Below are 22,845 nucleotides of genomic sequence, written 5' to 3' on the forward strand. Positions count from 1 at the left end.
GCATGTATTAGGCACGCCGCCAGCGTTCATCCTGAGCCAGGATCAAACTCTCCAATAAGAGTATTGATTGCTCAATAGTTTGTTACTTTAGAATTAAACGTTGACGCTTGTATTGTGTTCAGTTTTCAAAGAACTTTTTGACCCGCCGCTCAGAAGCGACTTTATTAATATATCATGGTGATTTATTAATGTCAATAATATTTTTTAAATCTTTTTGCCAGCTGATGTTTGTTTTTCAGCGGCGAAATATAATATAACATGCGGTTCAACTATCCGTCAACTCCAAATAGAAATATTTTATTAAAATAATAAAAACCCCTTCAAATATATGAAGGAGTTAGAGGTTTTACTTATTAACATGATAAGTTCTATGGAAAATTCCTTTCCCTTTTGTTTCGAGCTTTTCTACATTTATAAAGTGTTTTTCTACAAGGAATTCTAGATAAACCTCAAGATCCACTGAGTACACTTTAAGTTCGGGAAGCTCCATTATTTCACCGTAAGTCCAAGCGTCATCCCTTTTAGATAGAACATTTATGATATGACATGCTCCACGTTTTGCCCTTGAATGTATGAGAAATTCGCTAGCCAAGAATAAAAGCTCTAGTCGCTTTTCAAGTGATTCCTCACTTTCCAAAAGTTCAATATATAGCTTATAAATTTGGGGATCAATTTGTTTCACTTGATTCCAGACTGTGACTTCAGGATGAAAGCCATTTTCGAAGATCGCTAGTCTAGCTAAATGATGGAGCGCATGAATGACATAGTTATATGCGTCTAAATATTGCTTTGCATTAAAAAATGCTTTTCCATCCTGATAACGGCGAATTAGTTTTGCAAATTCCATACCCATTTTTATCTGTCTTTCTTCTGTGGGAAATTCATGTAGCTTGTTTCTTAAATTAATGATGTATTCATTCCGATCAAATAGTACTTTTCCGTTTAAGATCCAGTTTACAATTTTTCGATTAGTTCCTAATAGAAACCATTCTTTAATTTGACTTTCTTTTACAGTATATAAAGATGCTTTTCTATTGTCGTAATTATAATGTTTGATAAACATATTCTTCTCATGCTCTTTTACAATGACGAGTAAGGCTATGTCAAAATAATCGGTATAAGTAAAAGCATCCTTCCCCTTTTCAATTAGAATGATCCCTAATGTACTGGGTTGGCTTGCTCTTTCCTGATAAAGGGGGCGAAGTAAATCCTCCATTTTGATATCCTCCAATCAAATCCGTTGGGTATATATTTCGACGTCTAAAAAATAAAACCTTCACATCTTATGCAGAATCTTTTTTTTATTTTTATCTTTCTTTTTTATATTGTATAGTATATGAAGGAGGTTGGATTAAACATGGGTGTAAAATATTCAAGTAAAATTAATAAAATTCGTTCTTTTGCTCTTGCTTTGATTTTCGTTGGATTTATTGTCATGTACGGGGGGATCTTTTTTAAAGATCATGTTATCGTAATGACAATATTTATGATTCTTGGCCTTATTTTTATTTTAGCCAGTACTGTTGTTTATTTCTGGATCGGCTTGCTTTCGACTCGAACAATTCAGGTAACTTGCCCTTCATGCAACAAGCCAACTAAAATGTTAGGACGAGTGGATGTTTGTATGTATTGTAAGGAACCACTAACTCTTGATCCGGAACTCGAAGGAAAAGAGTTTGATGAAAAATACAATAGTAAAAAATACACTAAAGTAGAAAAGTGAAAGCCGCTACTTATCGACGACCAGAAAAGGACAAGCACTGACAGAAGGTACAGATTAACTTCCGAAGTGATTGGATAATGACTTGCGTCAATGGCAACTTGACCTAAACAAAATAGAAAAAAGCTGACAGGATTACCTCGTCAGCTTTTTTAATGAGCGCACTTTTTTTGACATTCTTGACATGAGCCGTAAATTTCCATTCTATGATGACTAACTTTAAAGCCTGTTACATGTGCTGCCAATGCTTCCACTTCATCCAATCCTGGGTAATGGAAGTCCACAATTTTACCACATTCTTCGCAAATCACATGATAATGCTGAGTAGTGATAAAATCGAAACGGCTTGATGAATCTCCGTAAGGTAATTCTTTTACTAAGCCTACTTCTTTAAAAACACGAAGATTGTTATACACGGTTGCAACGCTCATGTTTGGAAACTTTCCTTCAAGTGCTTTATAAATATCATCTGCAGTCGGGTGACTCATTGAATTAATTAAATACTCTAGTATCGCATGACGTTGCGGAGTGATTCGAACCCCGGTTTCTTTCAACGTATCAAGCGCTTCTTTCAAGTGATTGTCTGACACCGCCATGCACCTCTTTCTAGTAAACATTATTACTTTATAATCCTTATAATTAGTGTATCTCGCTCCGACCGCTTTTGTCAACATATCTACCATTACTATATGACTAATCCGATTGAATTACGATTCTTTTTTAGAATAATTCACTGATGAAGGGTTGGTTCACCCTGCCCAAGCCCATGGTTAACGTAGCGAGCCGCAACAAAAAGAAAATCAGAAAGTCGATTTAAGTAAGAGGTAACTAATGGATTTACCTGGTCTCCGACTGCAACAGCTTTTCTTTCAGCTCTTCTTACGATAGTTCTAGCAACATGGAAGGAAGCCCCTGCTTGGCTACCACCCGGTAATACAAAGTTTGTAAGTGGAGGAATTTGTGCATCCCATTTATCGATTGTTGTCTCTAAAAGGGAAATATCCCCATCGGAAACTTTCCATTTAACTTCTTTCCCTGCAGGAGTTGCAAGTTCGGCACCGACGTGAAACAAGGTCGTTTGAACCTTTTTAAAGATCGCCTCAACCTCTTCTTTGCCTTCAAATTTAGTATGATACAGGTGACTTAATCCTAATCCGATCATAGAGTTCGCTTCATCACAAGTTCCGTATGCCTCAACACGCAGGTCATTTTTTGAAACTCGCTGTCCATATACTAATGAGGTTGTGCCTTTATCCCCTGTTTTAGTATAGATTTTCATACTAATACCCCCGGTCTAAGTCAATTTTATTGATAAACTCACTGCCGCCTTGCTTAAAAACATGTAGGTTTTGTTCAAAGATCTCAAATGATCGTGGTTGATAAAATTTTGATTTACTCGAGATATGTGGGGTAACTGTCACATTTTCAAGTGTCCAAAAAGGATGTTTGCTTGGTAGTGGTTCTTCTTCGAACACATCCAATACTGCGTGTGAAATCTTATTTAATTGAACCGCTCGTAATATGACTTCGTCTTTCACTAAATCTCCTCGCCCAATATTAATGAAAACTGCGTCTTTTTTCATTAAATCAAAATGAGTATCAGTTAGAATGTATTTTGTTTCATCCGTACTCGGTAGGACTGAAACAAGATAATCAACATTTTCGCATACGTAATTAAGTCCATCATATTGAACCATTTCATCAACAAATTCATGCTTGTTCCCGCTGCGATTTAATCCGATGACCTTCATATGAAAAGCTTTTGCTAATCGAGCTATTTCACCGCCAATCGCACCCACTCCCAGGATGCCCAGTGTTTTTCCATGTAACTCTCCTACCGGAAAATTCGTCAGGCGATCCCAGCTTTTGTCTTTTTGCTGCTCAACGATTTTTTTATTTTTCTTTGTGACATGTAGCATCATCGAAAGTGTGTATTCAGACATTGGGATTTTGTGAATTCCCCGTACGTTTGTAACAAGAAGCCCTTTTTCCTTAATCGCTTTAAAAGGCATTAGTTCTAATCCTGCTGAGATCACCATAATCCATTTTAGATTTTTGGCCATTTCAATATGTTCGGAGTTTAAGTCCTCCCCGTATGTAAGTAAAATATCTGCTTTATGTAGTTCCGGTATGGCCTCTTCTATATCCTCACAATAGATAAATTCTTCATCCGGAAACGCCTTTTTCATTTTTTCTGTTACTTCTTCAATTGGAATAAATGTTGATAAAATTCGCATAATTACGCCTCCTTACCTACTATAGTATCAACTTTCTAAAAGAAGTAAAACAAAAAAAGGTGCGAGATTTCTCTCGCACAAAATTCGCTAACATCTGAGGAGGTATGCCCTACACTAATAAGATACGTCGTTAAACTGAATGTGTATAGACGTTTGACACAATCTGTAAAAAATAGGCACTCTATTAGTCCGTCCATTTGAAGTATTTTAAACCAATGATTGTTGATACAATTAGAATTCCAACTAAGATTCCGATGTCAAGCAATGCACCTGAAGAAAATAGTGTTCCATTCCAGCCATCTCTTAAGACATTAACTACATAGGTAAGCGGTACGATGGCAGCAATCTTTTGAAGAATCTCTGGGTAAGTTTCTAACGGAATTGTTGCCCCTGATAGAAACATCATTGGGTACATCGCAATCATGGCAACGCCTAATGCAGTTTGCATTCTCTTTGTGATGCTTGAAACGATAAAGCCGATAGAGAAAAATGTAATCGCGCTAAATGTTAAAGCTACAAAAAATTCAAATGGATGCGCAGTTAGTTCTGAACCAAAACCAAATTTTGCGATCAAAAGGATTTCAATTGCCCCAACGTAGATCGCGATAAAGCCTTTTAAAATGGTTGCAGTAAAGATAGCATTTTGATTGATTGGTGTTCCTTTTAAACGTTTGTAAACTCCTTTTTCACGGTCGATTACAATTTGCAGCCCCATCGAGAAAAAGGCTGTTGTAAAAATAATGATGGCAATCATACTTGGAATGTACGCTTGGAAATAATTAAGTCCCTCGTATGAGTTTGATTCAAACATTAACCCAAAAACGACAAAGCTGACGGCAGGGACAATAAGAGTAAACAATAAAGCTAGTGTTTCACGAAAAAATAATCTTAATTCCATTTGTGTATGTGTAATAATTGATTGCATTTGTTTTTCCTCCTTATTAAATCAAATGCGCCTTGGCGTATTTGCGCCCAGATTTTTTCGAGCTCGCTCGAAAAATCACCTTTGAAAATCTGTGGCATCCGCCGGAGGCATAACTTTATTCAGTCAAGGTTCGAACCACTTCTGATTTGATTCTCCCACTTAGAAAATAAGGACTCTTGCTGAATAAAGTTAAACTGCATATTTTAAGTAAACCTCTTCCATAGTCCCTGCTCCTTGCAGATATGAATCGATTAAGTTCTGTGGTTTGTCACAGGCAACAAGCTTTCCCTTTTTAATAATGGCGATTCGGTCACAGTGCTTTTGCGCTTCATCCATGTAATGTGTTGATAAGAGTATTGTTTTTCCTTCGTCACGATATTGGTTGATGCAGGTCCAGAGATCACGTCTTGCTTGTGGGTCTAATCCTGTCGTAGGTTCGTCGAGAAAGATAATGTCTGGATCATTTACTAGCGCTAATGCAAGCGATGTACGCTGCTGCCAGCCCCCTGACAGATTTTTAACATATTTGTTTAGATAAGGTTTGAGTCCCAGTGCTTCGATGATTTCCTGTAAGTTTCGTGTTTTATCATAATAGGAACTAAATAATTTAAGTGCTTCTTTCACTTTGATTCGATCGTATAGGGCTGTTTGTTGAAGCTGGATACCGATTTTTTGTTTGATTTCATTTGATGCTTCTTCAACATTCATCCCTAGAACTTTAACAGTTCCTGCATCAGGTCTTCGAATGCCCATCATAATTTCAAGAGTGGTTGATTTTCCTGCTCCATTCGCACCGATGATTCCGAGCACTTCTCCTTTTTTGACTTGTAGGCTGATACCGTCAACAGCTTTCACATCTCCATAACTTTTCGATATATTTGTAAGCTCAATAACAGATTGATTCATGTTAAGGTCCTCCTTTATGCTTTCCCTTTGTTTTGTTACTTTTATCATAGTCAGCGAACCTTAACTCAACCTTAAGTGAGTCTTATATCTTGCTTAAAATTGAAAAAAGTATAGCAATGGCTATACTTTTAGTGGTAGTTCGATTATAAAATTGGTTTTTCCTTGTTTTGGCGTTGTATCTACTCGGATGTTTCCGTTATGTAGTTCAATGATTTTCTTTGTGATGGCAAGGCCAAGTCCTGAGCCTTCGTCGTTCATTCTGCTTTTATCGCCTCTTACGAAAGGATCGAATACTGTTCGGGCGATATCTTCTCTGATGCCGATACCATCGTCACCTATTTCAATTATTATTTTTTCTTCATTCTTAGTTAATTTGAGAAAAACTTTTGTTTCCTCAGGATTATATTTATTAATATTTTGCAGAAGGTTCGACAACGCCCTGTTTAACAGCTTTTGATCAAATGCGTGCATTATTTTTTCATTTGGTATATCGATCTCTAGCTCCATGTCCTTTTCCTCAAAAATATCATAATGCTCAGCAATGACTCCGCGGTAAAATTCACAAATATCTTTTTTCTCTTTTTGAATAGGAACATCAGGACTATCTAATTTTGAGAACATAAAAAGCTCATCGATTAATGACGTTACACGAATTGATTTCTCATAGATGTACCTTAAGTACTTCTTCGTTTGTTCCTCGTCTTTTACAAGCCCTTCATACAACACCTTGGAATACCCTTGAATGGTGGTGATAGGAGTTTTTAAATCATGTGAAATATCTGCAAGCATTTGCTTTTTACTCTCTTCCAATCTTGTTTTTTCTCGATTCTTTTGTTCAAGCTCTTCCGCAGTTCGTTTCAAGTTTTCGCTCATTTCCTTATACTTTATCGAACCTTTCATGATAAATGGGAGGATGCTACCACCAAACAAAGGTGGGCCAAAGTTAAGAATGGCGGAATATTCTCCTGAAAGGACAACCTGATAGATTAGGAACAGACCAAAAATTGTGAAGAGGCCACAAAGGACGTAGAGCATTTGCATTGGTAGACGAACCATCTGATACACAATAATGAATATCATGTAAATATACAATGGGTTATACGCAAAACCAAATAATAGAATGATTGACATCTGAATAAACATAAGTGGAAGTGTGTGCTGAGGGTTCCAATACACCTGTCGATAAGCTAAAACAAAGACTGTCACTAGCAATAGACCCAGTAATAGTTTCCCTTGTGATTCCTGAAATAAAAAGTAAAGTGGGAAAACCAGGTTTGCAATGTATAAATACGGGATTACTCCTTCTTGTTCTGGAAAGACCCGATAGATTAATTTTTTCATATATCTCTTCCTCTTAGTTTCATATACTTCTACTTTTTGCTCACAAATTTATACCCAAGGCCTCTTATCGTTTTTATATAGTTTGGTTTTTTGGGATTTTCCTCAAGCTTTTCTCTTAGCTTTGATATATGAACGTTAATCGTATTGTCTTCTTCCCCACCCATGTAATAATCATTCCATGCTCGTTCAAAGATTTGTTGTTTTGTATACACCCTACCAGGTGAACTCATTAATAACTCCAAGATTCGATATTCAATTTTTGTAAGTGGAATTGTCGCGTCATCCTTCCTAGCAGAATAGGTGCTCTCATCTAAGACGATATCTCCCACCTTTATAAGTAGGCTTTCAGATTGGGGTGTAGACTCCTGTTTATAACTATAGCTTCTTCTTAGCTGAGCCTGTACTCGAGCAATCACCTCTAATGGATTAAATGGCTTCGGAATGAAATCATCTGCTCCAAGGCCGAGACCTAGAATTTTATCGTTATCCTCGTTTTTTGCAGAAATGATGATGATAGGAATGTGCAAATTCTGTCTTACTTTCTTTATTAGCTGATAGCCGTTAATATTGGGCATCATTAGGTCGACAAGCATTAAATCAATACTTTCCCGCTCTATGATTTGAAGTGCTTCTCGCCCGTTAAAGGCTTCAAGAATTCTATAACTCTCTTTTTCTAAATAAAGACCTAGAAGCTCAACTATCTCAGGCTGGTCATCCACAATTAGTATAGTCCGATTCATCTGCATGCCCCTTTCTTCCATACAATTCCATTTTTATCTTCAGTATAACAAACTCAATGGAATCTTGGTGTATTTTTTTATGGAAGTTGTGCTTGTAGGACATGCTTTAGGTTTCGTTGTGCCGCTGACCTATACTTGCGGGGCATACTCTACCTATTATCGGTCTAGCATGTACCACAAGACCGTTGTTAACGAACATGCTAAACTTGTTCTCTCACTAGCATGTACCGCTAAACCTTTCTTGCCTTACATGCTCAGACATTTTTCACTCTTGCTTGTACCGCTAACCCCCTTTATCCATTGACATTTGGAACTTTTTTGAAAGTACCATGTCAAAAGCACACGATATGGCATCACTTTTGGATATCTCTGTAAAATCTTATACAATAAACATACGATATGGCATTACCTTTGTTAAACACTGGAAAACGTCATATCTAATATCCATCCCAATAAAAAAAGCCGCCCAGATCATCAGTTTTTCCACTGACTTTCTGGACAGCCTTATTGTAAATTATTTTAACTCAGCTAAAATTTCTTCGATTTTTGCAAGTTCAGATTGTAAACCGCCACCGCTTAGGTACCAAAGTACGCCATCTAGATACACGATTCGTTTGTTTTGATAAGCTTTCGTTTTCTGAATGATTTTGTTTTCCATATCTTTGTCGATATTAGATTGATCACCTACCGCAGCGGTACGGTCGATTACGAATAAGACTTCGGGATCAAATTCAAGAATTGCTTCAAAACCGAAGTTCGATCCATGAGAAGAAGATTCGATATTATTTGTTACTGGCTTGAACCCATAAATATCATAGATATAACCAAAGCGAGAGTTTTCTGCGAAACCAGATAATTTACCTTCATTGTACATTGTCACTAAAGAAGTCTCATAGTTGCCAGATAACGCCTTAACTTCTTCGATTGCAGAATCAATTTTTGCAATGTGCTCTTTTGCTTCATCTTCTTTATCAAACATTTTCGCTGCTACATCTACTGAAGCTAAAAATGTGTTCCAGTAGTCATCTTGTGAAGTTCCAACGAACACTACAGGTGCGATTTCACTTAGTTCCTCATAGAATGGAGATTGACGGCCAGAAATGAAAATCGCATCTGGACCGATTTCAGCGATATCTTCAAGTAATGGTTCTTTTAATGTCCCAACATTCACATAATCATCGCCCGCGTACTCTTCAAGGTTTTCTGGCAAACTAGAATCTTGTGGAACCCCTACAACTCCTTCAACACCAAGAGTATCTAGTGTATCTAGGAAACCATAATCAAATACAACAATCTTTTCTGGCATTGATTCAAATGTTACATCTTCAAAATTTATTGTACCCGCTTCTTCAGTGTCAGTTGAAGCAATTGTTGGTGAAATGGTCATTGGGTATTGACCTGTAGCTTCATTCGTTGTTTGTTCTCCTGCTACGTCAGTCTCATTTGTTTTTTCCTTTGTAGCCTCATCGTCATTGCCACAAGCTGTAAGCGCTACAGTTAGAGCTAAGATTGCACTTGCAAATTTCCATTTCTTCATTTTGATTCCTCTCCTTATTTAAACAATATGTAATTTTCTTACTAAAAATGAGAATCATTATCATTGATAACAATTCTCATTATAGATGCTTACAAAACTTCCGTCAATACTAAATCATTAAATTTTTTTTGAATATTTTTATTCCTATTTTTCCGCATTCACATGTACTTTATTGCCACTTGAACTCTCATTTATAAAAAAGACCCAGAGAATTGATTCTCTAGGTTTTATGCATGTGAATTGAAGTAAACACAGATCCGACAGCCATTTTGCTCTTGAATTGGGATATCCATATCGTAAATTTCACGTAAGGCGTCGGAATTAATGATTTCATGTGTAGGTCCATTTTTAACAAGCTTGCCATCTTTCAATGCAACGATTCGGTCTGAATATACTGATGCGAAATTGATATCATGCAAGACAATAACAACTGTTTTGCCAAGCTCATCAACAAGCTTACGTAGGATCTTCATTATTTGAACAGAGTGCTTCATATCAAGGTTATTTAATGGTTCATCAAGCAGTACATAGTCCGTATCCTGAGCAATTACCATTGCGATAAATGCACGTTGTCTTTGTCCACCTGATAATTCATCTAAGAATTTATCTTGGATATCAACTAGGTTCATATATTCGAGAGCTTGATCAATGAATTTTTCGTCCACATCTGTAAGGCGCCCCTTTGAATAAGGATAGCGACCAAATGCAACTAGCTCACGGATTGTTAATCGTACATTTAAATAATTCGATTGTTTCAAAATCGAAACACGTTGTGCAAACTCAGAAGATTTCCACTTCTGTACATTATTTTTATCTAGTAAAACTTCCCCAGTATCAGCATCTAATAAACGACTTACCATCGAAAGAAGCGTGGATTTACCAGCACCATTCGGCCCGATAAACGATGTAATCGTACCTGGTTCAATTGTTATGGTTACATCCTCGACAACTGGCTTCTTACCAAAATACTTGGATAATCCTTTGATTTCAATCATCATGCTGACCTACTTTCTCTTAATAGTAAGTAAATGAAGTAAATACCACCAACAAAGTTAATGATGACACTTAATGTCGTACGTAGTTCAAAAATATGTTCAACCAGGAATTGGCCACCTACAAGGGCAATAATCCCCATTAAGCTTGCTCCTAATATTAAAATGGAGTGCTTATATGTGACTAAGTATTGATATGCAAGGTTTGCTACGATTAAACCGAAAAATGTTATCGGGCCAACCAACGCAGTTGCCGTTGCAATTAACACAGATGATAGAATTAATATATTCATGACCATCTTGTCATAATTCACACCCAAGTTCATTGCGTTTTCACGACCAAGGGACATGACATCTAATTTATCCATGATTAAATATCCGTAAATAAAGGCGATTAATAAGATACCAATCGCGATATATAACAGTTCTGCCTTCACATTTGTAAAGGTAGCAAATAAGCGATTTTGTAATGCTAAATATTCAACTGGGTCAATCATGACTTGTAAAAATGTCACGAGACTTCCCAAAAGAGTTCCTATTATCATTCCTATTAATAACAGTAGATAGATTGGATGTTTATCAGACCTGAATAGGAAGCGATATAAAATTAGTGCAAATAATACCATTGCTAATATCGCAGCGCCAAAGTTTAAATACTTATTTAATACCCAAATCGACATGGAGCCCGCAAAGAAATAGATTAAGGTTTGAACGACTTCATACATTGAGTCGAGTCCCATAACTGAAGGTGTTAGAATCCGGTTTTGCGTAATTGTTTGGAATACAACGGTTGAGTATGCAATTGCAATTCCTGTAACAACCATTGCAGAAACACGGATCATTCGTTTAGGAAATGCGTAATCAAATCCACCTTTTAAATCATAAAACCCATATAATAAAATACATACGATTGCGATGACAGCTAAGAGAATCAATTTAGTACTATTTCGCATATGCTCTCCCCCTAAATAACATAATTAAGAAGATCGCACTGCCGATTACTGCAACTGTTACATTGACTGGAATCTCGTAAGGATGGACTATGACTCTACCTAAAATATCACAGATTAATAGAAACACAACTCCTAATGCTGCTGTATGAGGAATTGTTTTTCGTAAATTATCCCCTAAATAAAGTGAAACGATATTCGGTACAATTAATCCTAAAAATGGAATGACCCCAACCGTTAAAACAACAGTTGTTGAAATAATCGCTACTAGGATAAGGCCGATATTTAATACTACCTTATAGCTCAATCCTAAATTCTTCGCAAAATCCTCACCCATACCAGCAACGGTAAACTTATTAGCAAATATATACGCTAATATAATCGTTGGGACTGCTATATATAGAAGCTCGTAACGTCCTGCAATTATTAATGTGAAGCTTCCCATTAACCAGGACGAAATGTTCTGAATAAGGTCTGCTTCATATGCAAAGAACGTCGCGATTGATGATAAGATATTTCCGTACATAATCCCGATTAACGGGACAAAAATAGCATCTTTAAATTTAATCTTGTCTAGAATTTGCATGAAGATAAATGTACCTACTAGAGCAAATGCAAAACTAAAAATAATCTGTTGTGTGTAAGTTACATTTGTAAAGAATAGCATTGATATTAAGATCCCAAGCTTTGCTGCATCTAATGTACCTGCAGTTGTTGGAGATACGAACTTGTTTCTGCTTAAACTTTGCATAATTAAACCTGCAATACTCATTCCTGCTCCAGCTAGGATTATCGCCATTAAACGAGGAACACGGCTTATTAAGAATATCTGCGTCTCATCAGATTCCCAATCAAGCAGGTCCATCGGTGTAATATCAATAGCCCCAATAAATAGCGAAATGAAAGACAGGACAATGCCAATAATGATTAACATCCATAGTCTCATTTGTAAATCCTCATAACATGTGTATTCTTAGTGTGATAAATGAAAACGATTATCATTACTAATAATTTCATTATAAGTAATGAAAATTGTAAAATCAACCTTGAAATAGGAATACGGGTGGCTCCTCATTCGCCACCCGTAAACATTCGAACTGTTATTCTCACTACAGTTTAAGTCGATACATCGATGAATGTCCCCAACTTAATTCTTATTATTTTCACAAAACTTTCACAAATTAATTCAGGTGTTCTTTGATATATGTAAGAGCTTCTTCGACATGGCCTTTGACGGAAACTTTCCGCCATTCTTTTACAAGATTTCCTTCTTTATCAATGACGAATGTGGAACGTTCGATTCCCATGTACTCCTTGCCGAAGTTTTTCTTCAGCTTCCAAACTCCATATTTCTCTGCTACTTCATGATCCTCATCTACCAATAAAAGAAATGGAAGATCATATTTATCAATGAATTTTTTATGTCGCTCAAGTGAGTCAGTGCTTACCCCAAGAATTACAGTATCAAGCCCACCAAAGCTTTCGTGCGCATCCCTAAAATCACAAGCCTCTGTTGTACAACCTGGTGTCATATCTTTTGGATAAAAATATAGCAATACATTCTTTCCTTTAAAATCTGCTAATGAAACTGTTTCTCCGTTACTCGCTGTTGCTGTAAATTCAGGCGCCTTTTGTCCAACTTCAATTGTCATTTCGATTACCTCCTGTTTTTCCTATTAAGAATAGGGTACATAATTTATAGAAGATATACAAATAATCAGGACGGTATTTGTTTTAAAGGTATTCGTGCTAAAATAGAATAGTTGATTTCAAAGCTAGGAGGAAGGACATAAATGAATTTTTCAAAATCAGAAGAGTTATATAGTGAAGCATTGGAGCACATCGTTGGTGGTGTAAATAGTCCGTCACGTTCATATAAGGCAGTGGGCGGCGGTGCACCCGCGGCGATGGAACGTGCAAAGGGTGCTTACTTTTGGGATGTAGATGGGAATAAATACATAGATTATTTGGCTGCTTATGGTCCAATTATTACAGGTCATGCCCATCCTCATATTACCGAAGCCATTACAAAAGCTGCTGAAACGGGTGTGCTTTACGGAACACCGACTCCACATGAAGTAAAGTTTGCAAAAATGCTAAAGGAAGCTATTCCAGGGATGGATAAAGTACGTTTTGTAAACTCCGGTACGGAAGCAGTTATGACAACAATCCGTGTGGCACGCGCGTATACAAATAGAACAAAGATCATTAAATTTGCAGGTTGCTATCACGGACATTCTGACCTTGTGCTTGTAGCAGCTGGTTCTGGCCCTTCCACATTAGGAACCCCAGATTCTGCTGGTGTCCCAAAGAGCATTGCACAAGAAGTAATCACGGTTCCTTTCAATGATATTGAACCATTTAAAGAAGCCCTTGCTAAATGGGGTTCGGAAATTGCCGGAGTACTTGTTGAGCCAATTGTAGGGAACTTTGGAATTGTCGAGCCTAAAGAAGGCTTTTTAGAACAAGTACTTGAGCTTTCTCATGAAGCAGGTGCACTCGTTATTTTTGATGAGGTCATTACAGCTTTCCGTTTTATGTATGGAGGCGCTCAGAATCTATTAGGCATTACACCAGATTTAACAGCGTTAGGAAAAATCATTGGTGGCGGACTTCCAATAGGCGCATATGGCGGTAAAAAAGAAATTATGGAACAGGTAGCTCCACTTGGGCCAGCATATCAAGCAGGAACGATGGCTGGCAATCCAGCATCCATGCTATCAGGAATCGCTTGTTTAGAAGTGCTTCAGGAAGAAGGATTGTATGAGAAATTAGATCGACTCGGTGCAATCCTTGAAGAAGGAATTTTACAGCATGCATCTACCTACAATGTTCCAATTACAATTAACCGATTAAAAGGCGCATTGACGATTTTCTTTACGAATGAAAAAGTTGAAAACTATGAGCAGGCAGAAAATACAGACGGCGAAATGTTTGGTCGTTTCTTTAAATTAATGCTTAGCCAAGGCATCAATCTTGCCCCTTCAAAATATGAAGCATGGTTCTTAACGATTGCTCATACCGAAGAAGATATAATTGAGACATTAAAAGCAGTTGAATATGCGTTCAAGAATTTATAAGGTGTTTATTGGAAACCTGCCGTGGGGCAGGTTTTTTTTGATTTCTAGCTTTATTTTATGCTATTGTCCATAAATTTTTATTATTAGCCGTATTTTTGATTTATTAGCCAAAAAACTAAAGCTAATAGCCGTATTTTAATTTTATCGGCCATATTTTAAATTTCCGCAATAGAAGAGAAAAAACTTTGTACATTCAACAAAATACCAAATTACAACGGGCCTCGACTAGGACATGTTTCTCTTGCTATAAGCATAAAATCATTGTATGATACTGTATTGGTTTAGATTATGGAAAAAAAGCTAAATATAAGATGATGTTCAAAAAGTCCGGTAAAAATGACGCATCGAATTTCTTCGTTGGCTTGCTTTTGCGTTCCTTGGAAAAGAAAACCACTTTTCCAGCGTGCGATGTGGAATCAAGGAAGTAATATTCCTTATGCTCACGTATCAAACACATACGTGCCACTACTCGGGAGCTACACCGCCTTGAACTTTCGACGCACAGGATGTGCTAGTGTCGGCGTCGCCACAGGACGTGGCGCTATCGCCGACGAGGTCCTTTTTATCCTCCTTTTTGAACACGTAGATAAGGAAACAGCTTTTTTATAGAAAGGATTCGTATAAATGAAATTTGGTGCCCGCATGTTAAAAACGGGAATAGCCATTACCCTTGCGTTAATGTTAGCAAAGCTTCTTGAATTACCTTCCCCGGTATTTGCTGGGATTGCTGCTGTTTTTGCGATTCAACCTTCGATATACCGTTCTTACTTAACTGTGATTGAACAGGTTCAAGCCAACGTGATCGGTGCGTTCTTTGCAGTTATGTTTGGAATGTACTTTGGCAATAATGCATTTATCATTGGACTAACTGTTGTTCTTGTTATCGCGATTAACCTGAGGTTTAAGATGGAGAAGACGATCTCAGTCGCAATCGTAACCGTCATCGCTATCATGGAAAGTCCTAGTGAACAATTTATTGAGTTTGCAAGTCTTCGCTTTCTTGCAATCTTATTGGGAATTTTGTCCGCGTTTTTAGTCAACCTTGTTTTTCTCCCACCTAAATATGAGAAAAAACTATATGATGCCATTGTCGAGCAATGCGAGGAAATCTTTAAATGGGTGCGAGTTAGTACAAGGCATGCATCCGAATATAATACGTTAAAAGATGATATCGACAAAATTAAAGAAAACATCATACAAATTGATCAGCTATTTCTCCTATATAAAGAGGAACGGAATTATTTTAAAAAGGTAGAATACGAAAAGTCTAGAAAGCTTGTTTTGTTTCGACAAATGATTGTTTGTACAAACCGAGCATTAGACACACTAAAAAAGCTCCATAAGCATGAAAATGAACTACACGATTTGCCGATTCCGTTTCAGCAATTTTTTGTAAAAGAAATTGATGATCTTCTTCATTTTCACGAGCAAATATTATTAAAATTTGTTGGTAAGGTAAAGGTTCAGGCCCCAGAAGAGCTAAAGCAGGATTTTGCATTTGATCGAAAAAAGATCATTGATACCTTGTTTAATCAACAAAAGCCAGCGAATGAAGAAGATGAAGAGGCATGGTATCACCTGATGACACTTGCATCGACCATCTTTGAATACTCTGAACAGCTTGAAAGATTGGATACATTGGTAGATAGCTTTCAAAGTTTTCACAATGAAGTTATCGTGGAAGAAGCGAATAAAGAGTAAAAAACAGCTAACACAAGTTAGCTGTTTTTTTATTGTTTCATCTTCGGGTCTAATGCGTCCCTCAGCCCATCCCCCATTAAATTAAATCCAAGCACCGTCAGCATGATTGCAATCCCTGGAAAAATCATTGTCCACGGAGCCTGCGTTAAGTAATTCTTTGAATCAGCAAGCATTTTACCCCATTCTGGATTTGGTGGCTGAGCTCCCATTCCTAAAAATCCGAGTGCTGCTGCTTCAATAATAGCAGTCGCAATCGCCAATGATGCCTGGACGATGATTGGCGCCATACTGTTCGGTAGAATATGATGAAATAAAATTCTCCGGTCCTTCATCCCAACAGCCCGGGCGGCGGTTATATATTCCTCTTCCTTTACACTTAACACCCTCGATCGAATCAACCTTCCAAAGTTCGGTACATTGATGATTGCAATAGCAATCAATGCATTTCGAAGTGAAGGCCCTAGGATTGCAACAATAGCTAAAGCGAGTAAGATACTTGGAAAAGCTAGCAATATATCAAACATTCGACTAATCAGGTTATCTACCCAACGACCATAATATCCTGCTAGGATTCCAAGTAAACTTCCCACGATCGCGGAGCCCATAACAGCAAAGAAACCCACCCGTAATGAGATTCTTGCCCCATAAATGATTCTTGATAAGATGTCCCTTCCAAAATCATCTGTTCCGAGCCAGTGATCACTGGAAGGCGGTTGAAGTCGATTTGCCAGATTTTTCTCATCGATTCCTTGAGGCGCAATGAGTGGTGCAAAAATGGCAAGTATGATAAAAAAGAAAACAATACAAGTTCCTACAATTGCTAATTTATTTTTACGAAAGCTTCTCCACGCTTCCTTCCATGGAGAAATAACACCATCATTATTTTTCATCGACATATCCGTTTGAGCTAACTCTGTCATCTAATCACCCCTTCCCTATTTTTTAACGATATTTAATTCGCGGATCGATAACCGCATATAAAAGATCTACGATTAAATTGATAAAAACAAAGAAGGTCGCGACTACTAAAATACCTGACTGAATCACCGGGTAATCACGATAATTAATAGCTTCATAAATATATCTTCCAATTCCTGGCCAACCAAATATCGTTTCTGTTAAAATAGCTCCTCCCAGTAATAAACCTGTTTGTAAACCGATCACCGTTAAAACTGGAATGACCGCATTTTTCAAGGAGTGCTTGTACACGACCCAAAACATCTTGACTCCCTTTGCACGTGCCGTTCTTACGAAGTCTGAACGCATCACCTCAAGCATGCTAGAACGTGTAATACGTGCGATTATTGCCATTGGAATGGTTGCTAGCGCGACACTCGGTAGGATTAAATGCTTTAAGACCGTCACAAATTGATCAGTTCTCCCGTTAATTAGAGTATCTATTAAATAAAGACTGGTAATTGAATCAACTGGGTCACGCACATTTTCTCTGCCGGTGGTTGGTAATAGATCTAATTGAAGTGCAAATGCCCACTGCTCCATTAACCCTAACCAAAAAATGGGCATCGATACACCAATTAAGGCAAGGACCATTGCAGTGTAATCAAACCAAGAATTCTGAAACCAAGCGCTTATAATTCCAGCGTTAACTCCTATTACAATTGCAATAATCATCGCAACAAGGGTTAACTCTATTGTTGCGGCTAGATAGGGCCAAATCTCATCACTTATAGCCGTTTTCGTCCGAATAGATTCACCTAAATCACCGGTCAAGAGTCCCTTGATATACTCGAAATATTGAATGTATAAAGGTTGATCAAGACCAAGTTTTGTTGTCAGCGCGGCGATGGCCTCCTCGGTAGCACGCTGGCCAAGGATGATTTGTGCCGGATTTCCAGGGATTAGGTGAATAATTGAAAAAACAACAAGAGTCATGCCAATTAACACTGGAATGACCATTCCAATTCTTCGTAATGTATATGCGAACAAGGTTATCACCTCTTTTATTGGAAAAGTAGACGTCAAAGAGGAGAATAAATCTCCCCTTTGATCTGTCTCAAACATTCATCTTTTACTCAAATTCAACCTTTGTCAAAATATCAGAACCAGTTGGGTGTGGTAACAGTCCTTTTAGGTTTTTCTTTCCTGCTAGTAGTGGTGTTGAATGAACCAATGGTGCCCATGGAGAATCTTCATGGATAATTTCCTGAGCTTTTTTATACAACTCATTTCGTTGCTCTTGATCTGGAATGGTTTGGGCTTCAATTAAAATATCATGAAGCTCATCATTACTGTAATACGAATAGTTGTTACTACCGATGCTATCTTTATCTAATAATGTATAAATAAAGTTATCTGGGTCTCCATTGTCCCCTGTCCAACCTAACATGTAGGCATCAAATTCTCCTTTGCTAGCTTGTTCCAAGTACGTTCCCCAATCAACTGATTTAATTTCTGCCTTAACACCGATTTCAGCAAAGCTTGATTGGATAACCTCTGCAACTTTCATTCCATCAGGCATATATGGACGTGGAACAGGCATTGCCCAAAGCTCCATTTCAAACCCATCCGGATAACCTGCCTCAACTAGTAATTCTTTCGCTTTTTCGAGATCATATGGATATGGTTCAATATCATCGTTATACCCTTCTAAAGCTGGTGGAAGTGGATTCTTAGCAGGTTCGGCAAGGCCTCCATAAAACGCTGCAATAATTCCTTCTTTATCAATCGCATGATTTAATGCTTGACGAACGAGTTTATTATCAAAAGGTGGTCTATTGACTGTAAAACCTAAGTAACCAACATTCATGGACGGTCGCTCAAATGTTTGTAAATCAGGATTTCCTTCAATTTGAGTTAAATCTGAAGGGTTTACGCCATCCATTAAATCAATTTCACCTGCAAGTAATGCATTAAGGCGAGCTGAATTTTCTGGAATTGATCTAAATATAATTTTCTCTAATTTCGGATAGCCTTCCATCCAATAATCAGGGTTCTTTTCTAATGTAATTCTGTCATTTTCTTTCCATTCAACAAATTTAAATGGACCTGTACCTACTGGATTTTTCATAAAGTCTCCACCGAATTTCTCAAGTGCAGTAGGACTTGCAATACCGAATGGGGACATCGCAAGGTTCTTTAAGAAAGGAGCTTGTGGACGATTTAATATAAATTTAACCGTAAAATCGTCTTCTGCAACTACTTCTTTTATCACATGACCTTCATCCCCTTTAAATCCTCCAAACATGGTGTAATAAGGGAATTGGTCAGCATCTCCATTCATCCAACGCTCGAAGTTCTTAACCACGGCATCTGCATTAAAATCCGTACCATCATGGAATTTAACCCCTTCACGAAGCTTCAGTGTATATTCAAGCCCGTCTTCAGAAGGTGTCCACTCAGTTGCCAGACCTGGTTGTAAAGTGGTGTCTTGTTCTCCATAGTTTATTAAGGTTTCGAAGATATTCACCGTTACCTTAAAAGTTTCCCCCTCCGTGGTTGAAATTGGATCTAGAGAAACAGAATCCCCACCACGACCAAATACAAGCTCTTTTTGCACTTCTCCTGTTGGAGTCTCTTCTTTTGGCTTATCTCCCTCATTTTGATTTTCGCTTCCTTCTTCACTTCCTCCACTACAGCCTACTAAAGCTGTCGATATAAGGAGCAGGAATAAAATTGAGACTAGTATACCTTTCCTCTTAAACAATGAAATTCCCCCTTGTAGCTTTTTTTATTATCATGAATGCTACGAGTCATTCGTAGAGATGACAAGCAACAAAATGACCTTCTTCCACTTCCTTAAACTCTGGGCGTGTCGTCTTGCAAATATCCATGCAACTGTTGCATCTTGTGTGAAATGTACAACCTGCAGGTGGGTTTGATGGGCTTGGAATCTCCCCGGTGATCCCAACCGACTCATTTTTATAATCTGGGTCTGGAATTGGCACAGCTTCAAGCAAGCTTTTTGTATATGGATGCAGAGGTTTATTGTAAAGCTTCTCACTATCAGTCAATTCTATGATTCTTCCTAAATACATCACGCCCACTCTATCACTTATATGCCGCACTACCCCTAAATCATGTGCAATAAATATATAGGTGAGGTCATATTTCTTTTGCAGATCCTCCATAAGGTTTAATACCTGTGATTGAATCGACACATCGAGAGCGGAAACTGGCTCGTCTGCAATAATGAGGGAAGGATTAGTCATTAACGCCTTTGCAATACCAATACGCTGTCGCTGTCCTCCACTAAATTGGTGCGGATATCGTTTTGCATGATAACTACTTAATCCTACGACCTCTAGCATTTCTTGGACTCTACGCTTTCGTTCCGTTCTATCACCAATTCCGTGAACGATCAGAGGCTCCTCTAGTATTTTTTCGACAGTATGCCTTGGATTTAGGGAAGCGTATGGATCTTGAAAAATAATTTGCATATCACGTCTGAGCTTCCTCATCTCTGATAATGATAGATTTGTAACATCCTGATCATTAAATAGAACCTGCCCTTCTGTTGGGTCTAAAAGCCGTAAGATAAGTCTTCCTGTTGTAGATTTTCCACACCCACTTTCTCCAACGATCCCTAGGGTTTCGCCCTTATTCACAAAAAAGGAAAGTCCATCAACGGCCTTTACATCTCCAACTTTTTTTCCAAACACACCACCGTTAACCGGAAAATACTTTTTTAAATTATGGACTTGTAGTAAAGGCTGTGTCATGATTGCTCTCCCCCTCTCGAGTTTGCAAAAAACAGCGAACACGATGACCTCTATCATCAACCCTATAAAGCTCTGGATTTTCAGATGAGCATCTTTCAAATGCAAATTCACATCGCTCAGCAAAACGACACCCATGCCTGATTGAACCCGGCTTTGGCACATTACCAGGAATTGAATAAAGGCGTTCATTCTTATTGCGAATATCAGGAACTGATTTTAATAATCCTTTCGTATATGGATGCTTCGGATTTTTAAAAATGGATGAGACTTCGCCTTCTTCCACAATCTTTCCGGCATACATGACAACCACTCGTTCACATATTTGCGCAACAACGCCTAAATCATGTGTAATGAGCATAATGGCAGTATTCATCTCAACGTTCAATTCCTTCATTAGCTTCAAAATCTGTGATTGAATCGTAACGTCTAAGGCAGTTGTTGGCTCATCGGCGATTAATAGTTTTGGGTTGCATGCCATCGCCATTGCAATCATCACTCTTTGACGCATACCTCCAGATAATTGGTGGGGATATTCCTCCATTAATTCCTCTGCACGCGGAAGGCCGACACGTTTCATAATTTCAATAGCCTTTAAACGGGATTTCTTTTTATCCCATTTCCTATGTATCTTTATCCCCTCTATCATTTGATTACCGATTGTAAATAAAGGATTAAGAGAAGTCATGGGTTCCTGAAAAATCATCGCGATTTCATTTCCCCTAATTTGACGCATCTTTTTCTCAGAGTAATGGATGATATTTTCACGATTAAAAATAATTTCACCACCGACAACTTTGCCAGGAGGATTTGGAACTAGTCCCATTATCGATAAGGATGTGACACTTTTCCCGCAACCTGATTCTCCAACCACCCCGAGAATTTCCCCTTCTTTTATATGAAAGTCAATGTTGTCAACCGCTGGTATTTCTCCTTCATCAGTAAAAAATGAGGTGCGCAAACCTTTTACCTCAATTATTTTTTCCCCCATCTATCACACCTGCCTTTACAAGAAGTTTTATTAAAAAGGTGGACGAATTATTACAACAATGTAAAAAAAAGGCCCCGAGAAACGAAGGAATTTTATCCTATAATTCGACAGGATTTCCCTGGAAATAACAACAAGATCTCATTCAAAGCAGAAACCCGTCGAATTTGAAGATAAAAAAGATGCGGAAGTTTATCCACGGGTTCCGTTTTGAATTAATAACCGGCCAATTATCACATCAATAGGCATACGAATTTCTAATGTGTAGTAACAGTTAAAATCATAGTCAAAAAAGCTAAGTCTACGGACAAATGAAGGTTAAAATTTTTGCAGGGGTTTGGATGTTTTGGGATCTTCAGACAAGGGGTGGCATATTTAATTCTGGTGTGTCGGAAGTTTGGCGATCTTCAGACAAACGGGTGGCAGAATCTGTGCGGGGGTGTCCGAAGTTCGTGGATTTTCAAACAAAAGAAGGCGGATTCTGTGCAGGGGTGTGCGAAGGTGGAGTAACTTCGGACAAGGATTAGCATATTCACCGCGAGGGTGTCCGAAGTTTGAGGATCTTCAGACTCTGGAATGCGGAATCTGTGCAGGGGTTTCCGAAGTTCGTCGATCTTCAGACAACGGTTGGCATATTCACCGCGAGTGTGTCCGAAGTTTGATGATCTTCAGACAAGGGAAGCTGAAATCAGTACGAGTGTGTCCGAAGTTTGGAGATCTTCAGACAACGGTTGGCATATTCACCGCGAGTGTGTCCGAAGTTTGATGATCTTCAGACAAGGGAACGCGAAATCAGCTCGAGTGTGTCCGAAGTTTGGGGATCTTCAGACAAGGGAAGGCGAAATCAGCGCGAGTGTGTCCGAAGTTTGGGCATCTTCAGACAAAGTAATGCGAAATCAGTGCGAGTGTGTCCGAAGTTTAGATATCTTCAGACAAGGGAAGCTGAAATCAGTGCGAGTGTGTCCGAAGTTTGGAGATCTTCAGACAAGGGAACGCGAAATCAGCTCGAGTGTGTCCGAAGTTTGGGGATCTTCAGACAAGGGAAGGCGAAA

21 protein-coding genes are annotated in these 22,845 nt (G+C 38.1%); 3 read left to right on the forward strand and 18 right to left on the reverse strand.

Annotation, left to right across the window (positions count from 1 at the left end; translation table 11 throughout):
* Window positions 1-346 precede the first annotated feature (346 nt).
* On the reverse strand, window positions 347-1,216 hold the full coding sequence (locus ACR65M_RS17940) for a nucleotidyltransferase-like protein (protein ID WP_440273967.1): 870 nt from the start codon (window positions 1,214-1,216) through the stop codon (window positions 347-349).
* A gap of 141 nt (window positions 1,217-1,357) precedes the next feature.
* Here ACR65M_RS17940 and ACR65M_RS17945 point away from each other — a divergent pair, with 141 nt between their 5' ends.
* Window positions 1,358-1,723, forward strand: a complete 366-nt coding sequence (locus ACR65M_RS17945) for a YgzB family protein (RefSeq protein WP_440273968.1) — start codon at window positions 1,358-1,360, stop codon at window positions 1,721-1,723.
* A 149-nt stretch (window positions 1,724-1,872) separates the two neighbouring features.
* Here ACR65M_RS17945 and perR read toward each other — a convergent pair whose 3' ends face one another.
* The 12 genes from perR to bcp form a co-directional block, all read right to left on the reverse strand.
* Complete coding sequence (gene perR / locus ACR65M_RS17950) at window positions 1,873-2,316, reverse strand: peroxide-responsive transcriptional repressor PerR (protein ID WP_099352786.1); 444 nt, start codon at window positions 2,314-2,316, stop codon at window positions 1,873-1,875.
* Between the two features lie 134 nt (window positions 2,317-2,450).
* Complete coding sequence (locus tag ACR65M_RS17955) at window positions 2,451-2,999, reverse strand: cob(I)yrinic acid a,c-diamide adenosyltransferase (RefSeq protein ID WP_440273969.1); 549 nt, start codon at window positions 2,997-2,999, stop codon at window positions 2,451-2,453.
* Between the two features lies 1 nt (window position 3,000).
* A complete protein-coding gene (locus ACR65M_RS17960) occupies window positions 3,001-3,957 on the reverse strand; it encodes a D-2-hydroxyacid dehydrogenase (protein WP_440273970.1) in 957 nt (318 codons plus the stop codon).
* Between the two features lie 184 nt (window positions 3,958-4,141).
* On the reverse strand, window positions 4,142-4,882 hold the full coding sequence (locus tag ACR65M_RS17965) for an ABC transporter permease (protein ID WP_440273971.1): 741 nt from the start codon (window positions 4,880-4,882) through the stop codon (window positions 4,142-4,144).
* Window positions 4,883-5,071: 189 nt separating this feature from the next.
* Window positions 5,072-5,788, reverse strand: coding sequence for an ABC transporter ATP-binding protein (locus tag ACR65M_RS17970; RefSeq protein ID WP_440273972.1), 717 nt, complete (start codon window positions 5,786-5,788; stop codon window positions 5,072-5,074).
* A gap of 120 nt (window positions 5,789-5,908) precedes the next feature.
* On the reverse strand, window positions 5,909-7,129 hold the full coding sequence (locus ACR65M_RS17975) for a sensor histidine kinase (RefSeq protein WP_440273973.1): 1,221 nt from the start codon (window positions 7,127-7,129) through the stop codon (window positions 5,909-5,911).
* Window positions 7,130-7,158: 29 nt separating this feature from the next.
* A complete protein-coding gene (locus ACR65M_RS17980; RefSeq protein WP_440273974.1) occupies window positions 7,159-7,869 on the reverse strand; it encodes a response regulator transcription factor in 711 nt (236 codons plus the stop codon).
* A gap of 514 nt (window positions 7,870-8,383) precedes the next feature.
* The gene (locus ACR65M_RS17985; protein WP_341332685.1) at window positions 8,384-9,406 is read right to left on the reverse strand and encodes a siderophore ABC transporter substrate-binding protein; all 1,023 of its coding nucleotides are present in this window, start codon (window positions 9,404-9,406) and stop codon (window positions 8,384-8,386) included.
* Between the two features lie 227 nt (window positions 9,407-9,633).
* Entirely contained in the window at window positions 9,634-10,401 is a 768-nt protein-coding gene (locus ACR65M_RS17990; protein WP_304217830.1) for an iron ABC transporter ATP-binding protein, read from the reverse strand.
* Window positions 10,401-11,351, reverse strand: coding sequence for an iron chelate uptake ABC transporter family permease subunit (locus tag ACR65M_RS17995; RefSeq protein ID WP_341332686.1), 951 nt, complete (start codon window positions 11,349-11,351; stop codon window positions 10,401-10,403). The genes ACR65M_RS17990 and ACR65M_RS17995 overlap by 1 nt, the downstream gene beginning before the upstream one ends.
* On the reverse strand, window positions 11,341-12,294 hold the full coding sequence (locus tag ACR65M_RS18000; RefSeq protein WP_341332687.1) for an ABC transporter permease: 954 nt from the start codon (window positions 12,292-12,294) through the stop codon (window positions 11,341-11,343). Before ACR65M_RS18000 ends, ACR65M_RS17995 begins: the two co-directional genes overlap by 11 nt.
* Window positions 12,295-12,529: 235 nt before the next feature.
* A complete protein-coding gene (gene bcp / locus ACR65M_RS18005) occupies window positions 12,530-13,000 on the reverse strand; it encodes a thioredoxin-dependent thiol peroxidase (protein ID WP_121448899.1) in 471 nt (156 codons plus the stop codon).
* A gap of 141 nt (window positions 13,001-13,141) precedes the next feature.
* On the opposite strand from bcp, the gene ACR65M_RS18010 reads away from it, so the two are divergent.
* Together ACR65M_RS18010 and ACR65M_RS18015 are read left to right on the forward strand one after the other, a co-directional pair.
* Window positions 13,142-14,428: a glutamate-1-semialdehyde 2,1-aminomutase gene (locus ACR65M_RS18010; RefSeq protein WP_341332688.1), complete on the forward strand. Its 1,287-nt coding sequence runs from the start codon at window positions 13,142-13,144 to the stop codon at window positions 14,426-14,428.
* A 624-nt stretch (window positions 14,429-15,052) separates the two neighbouring features.
* Window positions 15,053-16,129 (forward strand): FUSC family protein, encoded by a 1,077-nt coding sequence (locus ACR65M_RS18015; RefSeq protein WP_440273975.1) that lies wholly within the window; start codon window positions 15,053-15,055, stop codon window positions 16,127-16,129.
* Between the two features lie 29 nt (window positions 16,130-16,158).
* On the opposite strand, the gene nikC is transcribed toward ACR65M_RS18015, so the two are convergent.
* The 5 genes from nikC to ACR65M_RS18040 form a co-directional block, all read right to left on the reverse strand.
* Entirely contained in the window at window positions 16,159-17,049 is an 891-nt protein-coding gene (nikC, locus tag ACR65M_RS18020; protein WP_099364780.1) for a nickel transporter permease, read from the reverse strand.
* 22 nt (window positions 17,050-17,071) lie between these two features.
* Window positions 17,072-18,076 (reverse strand): ABC transporter permease, encoded by a 1,005-nt coding sequence (locus ACR65M_RS18025; protein ID WP_341332690.1) that lies wholly within the window; start codon window positions 18,074-18,076, stop codon window positions 17,072-17,074.
* Window positions 18,077-18,158: 82 nt separating this feature from the next.
* Window positions 18,159-19,793: an ABC transporter substrate-binding protein gene (locus ACR65M_RS18030; RefSeq protein ID WP_341332691.1), complete on the reverse strand. Its 1,635-nt coding sequence runs from the start codon at window positions 19,791-19,793 to the stop codon at window positions 18,159-18,161.
* Between the two features lie 46 nt (window positions 19,794-19,839).
* Window positions 19,840-20,808, reverse strand: coding sequence for an ABC transporter ATP-binding protein (locus tag ACR65M_RS18035; protein ID WP_341332692.1), 969 nt, complete (start codon window positions 20,806-20,808; stop codon window positions 19,840-19,842).
* Window positions 20,780-21,796 (reverse strand): ABC transporter ATP-binding protein, encoded by a 1,017-nt coding sequence (locus ACR65M_RS18040; RefSeq protein WP_341332693.1) that lies wholly within the window; start codon window positions 21,794-21,796, stop codon window positions 20,780-20,782. Before ACR65M_RS18040 ends, ACR65M_RS18035 begins: the two co-directional genes overlap by 29 nt.
* Between the last annotated feature and the right edge of the window lie 1,049 nt (window positions 21,797-22,845).

The sequence above is a fragment of the Ferdinandcohnia sp. SAFN-114 genome (assembly GCF_059415045.1).